The 9622-nt window shown below is 72.4% G+C and carries 11 protein-coding genes; 8 read left to right on the top strand and 3 right to left on the bottom strand.

Going from position 1 to position 9622, the window contains the following annotated elements; translation table 11 throughout:
• Window positions 1–2: 2 nt before the first annotated feature.
• Complete coding sequence (locus AB0O82_RS29395) at window positions 3–2270, bottom strand: catalase (protein WP_363586943.1); 2268 nt, start codon at window positions 2268–2270, stop codon at window positions 3–5.
• A gap of 255 nt (window positions 2271–2525) precedes the next feature.
• Between AB0O82_RS29395 and AB0O82_RS29390 the strand changes: the two genes are divergently transcribed.
• The 8 genes from AB0O82_RS29390 (at window position 2526) to AB0O82_RS29355 (ending at window position 7397) form a co-directional block, all read left to right on the top strand.
• Complete coding sequence (locus AB0O82_RS29390; RefSeq protein WP_363586942.1) at window positions 2526–3044, top strand: hemerythrin domain-containing protein; 519 nt, start codon at window positions 2526–2528, stop codon at window positions 3042–3044.
• A 55-nt stretch (window positions 3045–3099) separates the two neighbouring features.
• On the top strand, window positions 3100–3429 hold the full coding sequence (locus tag AB0O82_RS29385) for a helix-turn-helix domain-containing protein (protein WP_363586941.1): 330 nt from the start codon (window positions 3100–3102) through the stop codon (window positions 3427–3429).
• A gap of 324 nt (window positions 3430–3753) precedes the next feature.
• Entirely contained in the window at window positions 3754–4134 is a 381-nt protein-coding gene (locus AB0O82_RS29380) for an STAS domain-containing protein (RefSeq protein ID WP_363586940.1), read from the top strand.
• Between the two features lie 40 nt (window positions 4135–4174).
• Window positions 4175–4411 (top strand): DUF6296 family protein, encoded by a 237-nt coding sequence (locus AB0O82_RS29375; RefSeq protein ID WP_363586939.1) that lies wholly within the window; start codon window positions 4175–4177, stop codon window positions 4409–4411.
• Between the two features lie 190 nt (window positions 4412–4601).
• A complete protein-coding gene (locus tag AB0O82_RS29370; protein WP_363586938.1) occupies window positions 4602–5438 on the top strand; it encodes a helix-turn-helix transcriptional regulator in 837 nt (278 codons plus the stop codon).
• 100 nt (window positions 5439–5538) lie between these two features.
• Window positions 5539–6231, top strand: a complete 693-nt coding sequence (locus AB0O82_RS29365; RefSeq protein WP_363586937.1) for an SDR family NAD(P)-dependent oxidoreductase — start codon at window positions 5539–5541, stop codon at window positions 6229–6231.
• Window positions 6232–6330: 99 nt separating this feature from the next.
• Window positions 6331–6528, top strand: coding sequence for a hypothetical protein (locus AB0O82_RS29360; RefSeq protein WP_363586936.1), 198 nt, complete (start codon window positions 6331–6333; stop codon window positions 6526–6528).
• 89 nt (window positions 6529–6617) lie between these two features.
• Entirely contained in the window at window positions 6618–7397 is a 780-nt protein-coding gene (locus AB0O82_RS29355; RefSeq protein WP_363586935.1) for an SDR family NAD(P)-dependent oxidoreductase, read from the top strand.
• A 69-nt stretch (window positions 7398–7466) separates the two neighbouring features.
• Here the strand turns inward: AB0O82_RS29355 and AB0O82_RS29350 are convergent, their stop codons facing one another.
• Complete coding sequence (locus AB0O82_RS29350) at window positions 7467–8843, bottom strand: hypothetical protein (RefSeq protein ID WP_363586934.1); 1377 nt, start codon at window positions 8841–8843, stop codon at window positions 7467–7469.
• A gap of 167 nt (window positions 8844–9010) precedes the next feature.
• Window positions 9011–9589, bottom strand: coding sequence for a TetR family transcriptional regulator (locus AB0O82_RS29345; RefSeq protein ID WP_363586933.1), 579 nt, complete (start codon window positions 9587–9589; stop codon window positions 9011–9013).
• Window positions 9590–9622: the final 33 nt, after the last annotated feature.

Here is a 9622-nt window from a genome sequence, read left to right as displayed (position 1 = left end):
CTTCAACTGCGACGGCGACGACTACTGGACGCCGGAGACCGTCCGGGCGTGGTGGCACGGGCGGGACGCCGTCCGGGAGTGGATCGCCGCCGAACCTCCGGGAAGCGGTGCTGCTCGACCAGCCGGGCGAAGCCGTCCCACAGGGCCGGATCCGCCGGCTCACGCAGGTCGTGGAGCGTGACGCCGGCCAGGCCCCTGGGCGCGTCGCAACCGCCCGCCCGGGCCAGTTCGACGCCGGAGCCGAGCAGCGCCGCCGGCTTGCCGTGGCGCAGCGCCTCGGCGAGGAAGCGGACGGCGTCCGGATCGGCGGCCAGCGCGGGCCCGGCGCCGTCCGGAACCACCACCGCGTCGTACAGCACCGAGGCGGTGGTGGGCAGCGGGCGGTCCACCGGCAGAGGGTCACCGCCACGGGCGGCCACGTGACCGCCGTGCGCGGCCAGCGTCTCCACGACGGCGCCCTGCGCACCCAGCCGCTCGTGCGCGGCCCGTACCTGGCCTCCGTCGACCCCGGGCGCGGTCAGCACGGCGACCTTGCGGGTACGGATGCCGCTGCCGCGCAGATTCTCCAGGCTGAGCGCCGGGGAGACCCGGGAGCCCGCCGCCTCGCCGCCCTTCGCCGCCGCCCGGTCCTCGGGCGCCGGCTGCGGCTCGGGCACGCCGATGCGCCGGGCGACCTCCGCCGCCAGGTCGGGGTCCACGCGCACCAGGTTGCCGACCATCCGGCGCCGTACCTCCTCGTCGCCCACCTTGCCGAGCTCGAACGCGAACGCGGCGGTGATGTGCCGCTGCTCCCAGCCCGCCATGCTGCGCCAGAACAGCGCGGCCTGGCTGTAGTGGTCGGCGAAGCTGGGGCTGCGCCGCCGGATCGCCCTGCCGTTGACCCGTTCCTGGTAGTGCTGGAACACCCCTTCCGGCAGGTGGCCGCCGCCCATGGTGAACGGGCAGCCGCCGCCCACCGAGTTCGGTGCGTAACTCGTCCCCGGGTGGACGACCTGCTGGCCGTAGCCGTCGCGGTGGTTGGTCCGCACGTCGGCCAGCGGGCGGTTGACGGGCAGTTGGCCGAAGTTGGGGCCGCCCAGGCGGATCAGCTGGGTGTCCAGGTAGGAGAAGTTGCGGCCCTGGAGCAGCGGGTCGTTGGTGAAGTCGATCCCGGGCACGACGTTGGCGGTGTGGAAGGCCACCTGCTCGGTCTCGGCGAAGAAGTTCTGCGGGTTGCGGTCGAGGACCATCCGCCCCACCGGGCGCACCGGCACCAGTTCCTCCGGGATCAGCTTCGTGGGATCCAGCAGGTCGAAGGGGAAGGCGAACTCGTCCTTCGCCGTGACCAGTTGGACACCGAGCTCCCATTCGGGGAAGTCCCCCGCCGCGATCGCCTCCCACAGGTCCCGGCGGTGGAAGTCCGGATCCCGCCCGGCGGTGATCTGGGCCTCGTCCCACACCTGGGAGCAGACGCCGAGCCGCGGTCGCCAGTGGAACTTGACGAACGTGCCGCGCCCGTCCCGGTTCACCAGGCGGAAGGTGTGCACACCGAAGCCCTGCATCATCCGGTAGCTGCGCGGGATGGCCCGGTCGGACATCACCCACATCAGCATGTGGGTGGACTCGGGCTGGAGCGAGCAGAAGTCCCAGAAGGTGTCGTGCGCGGAGGCGCCGGTGGGGATCTCGTTCTGCGGTTCGGGCTTCACCGCGTGGACGAAGTCCGGGAACTTGACGGCGTCCTGGATGAAGAACACCGGCATGTTGTTGCCCACCAGGTCGTAATTCCCGTGCCGGGTGTAGAACTTGGTGGCGAAGCCGCGGACGTCCCGTACGGTGTCGGCGGAGCCGCGCGGGCCCTGCACGGTCGAGAAGCGCACGAACACCGGGGTGCGGCGCCCGGCCTCCTGGAGGAAGTCGGCGCAGGTGAACCCGGCGAGCGACTCGTACGGTTCGAAGAAGCCGTAGGCGCCGGCGCCGCGGGCGTGCACCACGCGTTCGGGGATGCGCTCGTGGTCGAAGTGGGTGAGCTTCTCGCGGAGGTGGAAGTCCTCCAGCAGGGTGGGGCCGCGGTCGCCGACGATGAGCGAGTTGTCGGTGTCGTCGACGCGCACACCCTGGTCGGTGGTGAGCGGGCCGTCCGGGTCGGGGGCGCGGAAGGCGTCGAGTGCGGCGTCCTTGGCGTCGGTGGTGTTCTTGGCGTCCGTGGCGTCCGTGGCGTCCGTGGCGTTCTTGGCGTCGGGTCCGGGGTCGGCGGGCGGCTCGGGCTGGGGGGTTTCGGGGTTGATGGGCATGTCGCGATCTCCGTCCTGGGAACGGCGCGGGGCGGCCGGGCCGGCGGCCCCCGGCTCGTGTCGGCGGGGCGGCTGCCCGGTGGGTGGCCCGGCAAACCGCGCGCGAGCGGCCGTCGGTGCCGCAGCAGGAGGTCAGCGGTGCTGGGCAGAGGCGCGCGGTGTTTCAGTGCGGTGTTTCAGTGCGGTGTTTGACGAAGGAGCCTCGGGGGACACGCCTGGGTCGGGAGGGGAAGCCTCTGAGTGAGGAGACGAGCAATGTCGAACGATGCCATCGTCCTGTTGAGGGAGGACCACAAGGAAGTCCGCCGCCTGTTCCGCCAGTACCGGGAACTCGCCGCCGGGGACGGGGACGGAGACGGTGGGGGCGACGCGCGGCACGAGACGGTCGAGCGGATCGTGGAGGCGCTCACCGTCCACACCTACCTGGAGGACGAACTGGTCTACCCCAGGATCCGTCAGGAGGTTCCCGGCCTCGCCGAGGACATGGACCGCGCCCGGCAGGAACACCACGTCGCCGACCTGCTCTGTGAGGAGCTGAGCCGGATGAGCCCCGGCGACGAGGGCTACGACGCCAAGACCGCCGTCCTGATCGACGCGGTCGACCGGCACATCGAGCAGGAGGAAGGCTCCTGGTTCCCGATGGTCCGGGCCGCATTCGGCCGCAAGGAACTCCAGGAGATCGGCGAGCGGATGCAGGCCATGCGCGAGACCGCGCCGCGCCGCCCGTCCAGTGGCGGCGTGCTCCACCGCATCGCCAACGCGATCGAGGGCTGACGACGGTGCGACGCCGCGACCACGAAAAGCGGGAAGGAGCACGCGAATTCCTCTCATGTCTCAGCCAACGCGACCGTCCTATCCTGAGGGCGTGGAAGAACAGCCGGCAATCGGGCGCCAGTGGACGTTCCTGACCAATCACGCGCGCGTCCTGGTGCAGATCGCCCGGGACCCGGGCATCAGGGTGCGCGACATAGCGACCAGCTGCCTGCTGACCGAACGAGCGGTCCAGCGGATCATCGCCGACCTCGAAGCGGCGGGCTATCTCAGCCACCACCGCGTCGGACGCTCCAACGTCTACCGCGTCCTCGACGGCAAGCAGCTGCGCCACCCCGCCGACAGCGGCCCGACGCTGGCGGAACTGCTGGCCGTCCTGCTGCGCTGACCGCTCCGCCCGCCCACCCGCTCCTCGGCCGGCACGGCGTGCTCGGTCTCTCGTAGGAACCCGAGGGCACGCCGAGGGCACGCCGAGGGCACGCCGAGGGCATGCCGATGACACGCATGGCCGAACCCGATTGCACGCATTGCCATTGACGAATTTCCGTTCACGTATCGGTTGACGTGAGAAGGGATTCGGCAGACGCTGGAGATGTCGTCCCACGGCTCACAGGCAGGAGAAGAGACCATGCGCGGTAAGCCGCCCGTGGCGCGTTCCGCTGCCCCGACCCCGACTCCTCCACCCCCCGCGCCGCCCCCGGTCAATGGGAGCGTGCCCACAGACCTGCACGTCGCCGAGGGCCTGCTGGTCCGGCTCGCCGTCGAAGGGGACCGGGTCCGTGCGACGGTCCGCGGCGAGATCGACCTCGACGTCGCCGGCGGCCTGGACGAGACCCTCGGACGCGCGTTGCAGGCCAGCGGCACCGGGCTCGACGTCGACCTGTCCGGCGTCCCCTTCTGCGACAGCTCCGGCCTCAACCTCCTGCTGGGCCTGCGCAGCACCGCGCACCGTACCGACCGCACCCTCGCGATCACCGCGGCCAGCACCCAGGTCGAGCGCCTGCTCGCGATCACCGAGACGACCGGCCTCTTCACCCCCGCCGCCACCGAACGCCCCGCCGGCCCCCCGCACACCGAGAACGCAGACCCCTGACCGCACGCGGGCCACCCCGCACCACCGCAAGCCGAGAACCATGGACCCCGTCCGCCGCTACGCCATCGCCCTGCCCGGCGCGCCCGGCGCCCACGCCGCAGCGCACACCGTCATCGTGCACCTCACCGACCAACTGGGCCCCGCGCGCGAACCCGTCTACGAGGACGCCACCGGCCTGTTCCGCGTCCAGATCCGGGGCACCATCGCGGAAGTCCTCGCCGCGCCGGCCGAGTACGGAACCATCCACCCCTGCCTGGAAGCCGTTCCCATGCCCTGACCGCACTCCGGGCCGCTGGTGGACCCGCTGGCACCCCGGCAGGCGTGGGGGCGTCCGTCGCGCCTGAAACCGTCCTGCCGCAGGCCGTTCCACCCATGGTCGCTGCCGCGGGCCGGGGCCGGGAGGACACGTTCTTCCAGGGAAAAACATGTCCTCCCAGCTCGCGCGGCGCCCTGGCACAGTGGCCGGTGTGAGCACGGACAACGACAAGCGCCGGGAGTTCGCCACGTTCCTGCGTGCCCGGCGCGCGGAGGTCTCCCCCCGACAGGCCGGACTTCCCGTGTACGAACGGTCGCGCAAGGTGGCCGGGCTGCGCCGGGAGGAGGTGGCCGGGCGGGCCGGGATCAGCGTGGACTACTACACCCGCCTCGAACAGGGCCGGCTGCCCGCACCGTCCGGCAGTGTCCTGGACGCGCTGGCCCGCGCCCTGCTGCTGGACGACGACCAGCGTGACTACCTGCGCCAGCTGGCCGACCTGGCCCCGGCCCGCCGACAGCGGCGTTCACAGCACCAGGTCGTGCCCGCCGCGGTGCTGGCCGTACTGGCCGATCTGCGGACCACGCCCGCCGTGGTCCTGGGCCGGTTCATGGACATCCTGGCCTGGAACGACCTCGCGGCCGAGCTGCTGCTCGACTTCGCCGCGGTCCCCGAGGAACACCGCAACTACCTGTGGCTGACGTTCCTCGACCCGCGGACGCGCGAGCGCGTGCCGGACTGGGACCTGTCGGCGGGCGAGTGCGTCGCCTACCTGCGGATGGACGCCGGCCGCTACCCCAGCGACCCCAGGCTCGCCGAACTGGTCGCCGAGCTGAGCGCCGGGGACTCCGACTTCCAGCACTGGTGGACCACGTACCGGGTCTCCGGCAGGAGCTTCGGGAGCAAGCGCATCCTGCACCCGGTCGTCGGCGAGGTCCGGCTGGACTGGCAGGTCCTCACCGTCGCCCAGGAACGCGACCAGTTCCTCGCGGTCATGCCCGCCGCCGACGAGGAGAGCAGGCAACGGCTCACAGCCCTGAGCACACCGTAGGAACGCGCACGGCGCGACCGTGCGGTCCCACCCACCCGGAAAGGAGGTGAAGGCGCGAGGAGCCCCGGATCACGAGGGCCCGACGCCTTCACAGCACGCCATGACGACCACACTCATCACCGGAGCCACCCGCGGGATCGGCCTGGAGGCCGCCCGCCAACTGGCCGGGGCCGGACACACCGTCTACCTCGGTGCGCGCGACCTGGAACGGGGCCGGGAAACCGCCGAGCGGATCGGCGCCCGCGCGGTGCAGCTCGACGTCACCAGCGAGGAGTCCGTCCAGGCCGCCGCGCGGCTGATCCGCGAGGAGGCGGGCGGGCTCGACGTCCTGGTCAACAACGCCGGAATTCCCGGCAGGTGGAACCCGCCTGCCGAGATCACCGCCGACGACATGGAGACCGTCTACGCCACCAACGTCTTCGGCCTCGTCCGCGTCACCCACGCCTTCCTGCCGCTGCTGGAGGCCGCCGACCACCCCGTCATCGTGAACGTCAGCAGCAGCGGCGGCTCCCTCGCCCGGTGCAGTGACCCCGCCGGCCTTGAGGCGACCTTCCCGATGGTGGCCTACTGCTCGTCCAAGAGCGCGGTCAACATGATCACCGTCCAGTACGCCAACGCCTTCCCGGACATGCGGATCAACGCCGTCCACCCGGGGGCCGCCGCCACCGATTTCAACCCCCGCGGCACCGTGTCGGCCGAGCAGTGCGCCAAGATCATCGTCCGGATGGCCACCATCGCCCCCGACGGCCCCACCGGAGGGTTCTTCGAGGAGGAGGGCCCCGTCCCGTGGTGACCGTGGTGACCGCGGGGTCACACGGTTGACCGGTGGGGTCTCGCCCCGGCCACGGCGTGCCGCACCCCGTGGCCGGGGCACGATCACCACCCTGGAGCGGTGAACGACTCCACCGGGATGCCGGCCCCGGCCGGACACGGGTACCGGGCGAGCTGGTTCGAGCTCTTCTTCGACCTGGTGTCCGCAGTCCTCCCCGCAGGACCGCTGCTCCCCGCCTGGGCCACGATCGCGGTCACGGCGACCGTCCTCATCGCGATCACCGCAGTAGCCACCCGGTACGGGCCCCCGACCCACTGACGATCGATCAGCCACGGACAGCACCCTCGTGACGCCGCGAGACCCGCACTCCGGCCGCCTCGGCCGACTACCGACAGGGAACGACGCCCATGAGCAACCTCGCACTCGTCACCGGCGCCACCTCCGGAATCGGCAGGGCATTCGCCGAGCGGCTGGCCGGCGACGGCTACGACCTGGTGCTGGTCGGCCGGCGCCGGGAGCGGCTGGAGGAGTTCGCCGCCGCCCACACCGGGGTCGAGGTGCGATCCGTGGCCGCCGACCTCTCCACCGGCGAGGGCATCGACACCGTGGCGCGGATCTGCGCGGCCGAACCGCTGACACTGCTGGTCAACAACGCGGGAGTCGCCCACTACATGCCGCTCGCCGACCTGCCTGCGGATCTGGCCCGCGAACTGGTCGACGTCAAGGTTCTCGCCCCCACCCTGCTCACCCGTGCCGCCGTCGCGGGCATGCAGGAACGCGGCCGGGGCGCGATCATCAACGTGGCCGGCATGATCGCCTTCAGTGGACCCGCCCCGCAGTCCCAGCTGCCCCGCCGCGCCGTCTACGCCGGTGCCCTGGCCCACCTGGTCGCGATGAGCCAGACCCTGTCCGCCGAGCTCGAAGGCACCGGCGTCCAGGTCGAGGTCGTCTGTCCGGGGGTGGTGGCCACCGAGTTCCACGAGCGCCAGGGCCTCGATCTCAGCGCCGTACCCAGGATGAGTGCCGAGGACGTCGTCACCGCGGCCCTGCGCGGCCTGCAACTCGGCGAGGTCGTCTGCGCGCCCGGTGTCGAGGACGCGAGCCTGCTCGATGCCGTCTTCCGGGCCGAGCTGGCGGCGTTCGGCGCGCAGAGCCCCGAACTCGCCACCCGCTACCGGGCCGGCTGACCCGTACCCGCCCCTCGGTGGCCGGGCGTCGGCTACCGAGGGGCGGTGCTTCCTTTCGTGGCGCGGGCGTCAGTCGGCCTGCGGCGGATCTATCCGGACCACCAGCCGGCTCGGGCCGTTGCCGGAGGCGGTTGCCCGCTCGGCGGGGTGGGTGACGGGGCGGTCGGCGGGGTGCAGGGTGACGTTCTCCGGGTAGAGCCGGCCGAGCAGGGCCAGGACGACGAGGTCGCCCTGGCCGGTGGCGTCCAGGACGGCGTCACCCGCCTGCGTCCACACCAGCCCCGATGCGCGCAGGGCCGTCCACACGTCCGCGGCGGCGGGCGGGTCGGCGACCGGTGCGTCGGCGGGCACGTCGCCCGTGGCGCCGTCCGGCCGGTGGGCGAAGCGGTGGCCGCGCAGGGCCTGGCCGAGGTCGACGCGGGCGGTGGCGCCGTCGTGGGTGAGCTCGATGGCGGCGGTGCGGGCCCCGCCGGCGACCGGCCCGGCGACGACGCGGCCGGTGATGCGGCCGGTGAGCGGACCCGGTGCGGCGGTGGCGGGCGGCAGGTGCTCGACGAGGGTGCGCGGCGCGGCGTAGTAGTCCCGCAACTCGGCGACGTGCGTGACGGTTTCGTCGGCGGCCGGGTCGGGACGCCAGGTCAGCAGGTACCGGGGGGCGGTCAGGGGCGGCTGGTCGAGGACGGCCGGCAGGACGGTGCCGCCGCTCGCCTCGAAGCCGTAGCCGGCCGGGCCGGAGGGGTTGGGGGCGCCGAGGGTGCCGGACGAGCCGGAGCTGCCGGAGGTGCCGGTGACGGCGTGGCGGGCGAAGGCCACGATGCTGGCGTGCCGGATCCGGCGGACCAGGAGTTCGGTGAGGAACGCGTCCCGGGCCGGTTCGATGTGCCGCAGCCCGGTCGGAGTGATCAGCAGCGGGACGTCCTGCCAGTTGGTGAAGGGCAGCAGGGCGTCGCGCAGCAGGACGACCTGGTGCAGCCACTCGTTGTAGAGCTGCATCGTGACGGGTCCGCCACGGCGGCCGAGGAGCAGGTCGGTCGCGGGAGGGGTGAGCAGGTGGCCGTAGCAGTGGCTGCGGACGACCAGCGGGCCGGCGGGCAGCGCGATCCGGTCGGCGAGCAGGCGCTCCAGGGCCGCGGCGGCCCAGGAGGCGAGCTCATGGCCGATCTCCTCGGCCTGCGCGCCCAGTTCGCGAGCGGCCGGGGCGCTGCCCGGTCCGACGGCCAGCGGCAGGGAGGTCTCCCGGCTCCCGAGGGCGAGGGTCGCGCGGATCTGGGCCTCCAGCACCTCGCCGTCGGCGGCGGTGAGGGCGTTGTCATCGATGACGCCCTGGAGCAGCGGCTCCGTGGCCGTGAAGAACTCACGGGCGGTCAGGGCGGTGCCGGCCGCGGGGAAGGTGTTCCAGCGGCTGCCGCCGAGGGCGGGCGTACTCGGGGTGGGTGCGATGGGCACGGGTCCTCCGAAGTGTCGATGGAGCGTTGCGATCGAGCAGAGGTGGAGCGTTTCGATGGAGCAGGAGTGGAGCGTTTCGATGGAGCAGGGATGGAGCGGCGGATTCCGCGGGTGCGGGGCCCGGCCCTTATCTGGATCGTGCGATACAGATTGCGGACATGAAAAAATCAGTCGAGGGCGGTCAGCGCGACCTCCACGACGGGTGCGAGGGCTTCGGGGTCCGGTGTGATCTTCGAGGAGACCAGCAGCCCGTTGAGGAAGGTGACGAAGAAGGCGGCGAGGCTCTGCGGGTCGTGCCGCGCCGCGATCTCACCCCGTTCCGCCGCGACCCGCAGCACCTCGGCGAGCGCGTCCCGGCTGACATCCTGCATGTCCCGTACGGTGCGCCGGATCGACGCGTCCCCCGGTAGGCGCTCGCAGGCGGCATTGACCGCCAGACAGCCCCGGCCGCCGTGCTCGGCGGCGATGCGGACCCGCTCCATCAGCATCGTGCGGATCGCCGAGCGGGCGTCCGCCCCCTCCTCCAGGCTGCGCAGGGCATCCGCCGCGAGGGTGGCGCGGTAGTGGTCCAGCGCGGCCCGGTACAGGCCGGCCTTGTCGCCGAACGCCGCGTACAGGGAGCCCTGCCCGATCCCCAGGTGCTGGGTCAGGTCGCGCACCGAGGTCGCCTCGTAGCCGCGCGTCCAGAACAGCTCCATGGCGCGGCTCACCGCCGCCTCGGTGTCGAACTCCCGGGTCCTTGCCATGGTTTCACCGTAGCCTATCTGGATCGGATGCTC

This window comes from Kitasatospora sp. NPDC088264 (assembly GCF_040685715.1).
GTDB lineage: Bacteria > Actinomycetota > Actinomycetes > Streptomycetales > Streptomycetaceae > Kitasatospora.
This window is presented reverse-complemented; position numbering and strand designations above follow the sequence as displayed.

Excerpts from the sequence above, each read along its gene's own strand:
- AB0O82_RS29395 (WP_363586943.1), bottom strand. The coding sequence starts at position 2,270 with ATGCCCATCAACCCCGAAACCCCCCAGCCCGAGCCGCCCGCCGACCCC.
- AB0O82_RS29390 (WP_363586942.1), top strand. The coding sequence starts at position 2,526 with ATGTCGAACGATGCCATCGTCCTGTTGAGGGAGGACCACAAGGAAGTC.
- AB0O82_RS29385 (WP_363586941.1), top strand. The coding sequence starts at position 3,100 with ATGTCTCAGCCAACGCGACCGTCCTATCCTGAGGGCGTGGAAGAACAG.
- AB0O82_RS29375 (WP_363586939.1), top strand. The coding sequence starts at position 4,175 with ATGGACCCCGTCCGCCGCTACGCCATCGCCCTGCCCGGCGCGCCCGGC.
- AB0O82_RS29365 (WP_363586937.1), top strand. The coding sequence starts at position 5,539 with ATGACGACCACACTCATCACCGGAGCCACCCGCGGGATCGGCCTGGAG.
- AB0O82_RS29355 (WP_363586935.1), top strand. The coding sequence starts at position 6,618 with ATGAGCAACCTCGCACTCGTCACCGGCGCCACCTCCGGAATCGGCAGG.
- AB0O82_RS29345 (WP_363586933.1), bottom strand. The coding sequence starts at position 9,589 with ATGGCAAGGACCCGGGAGTTCGACACCGAGGCGGCGGTGAGCCGCGCC.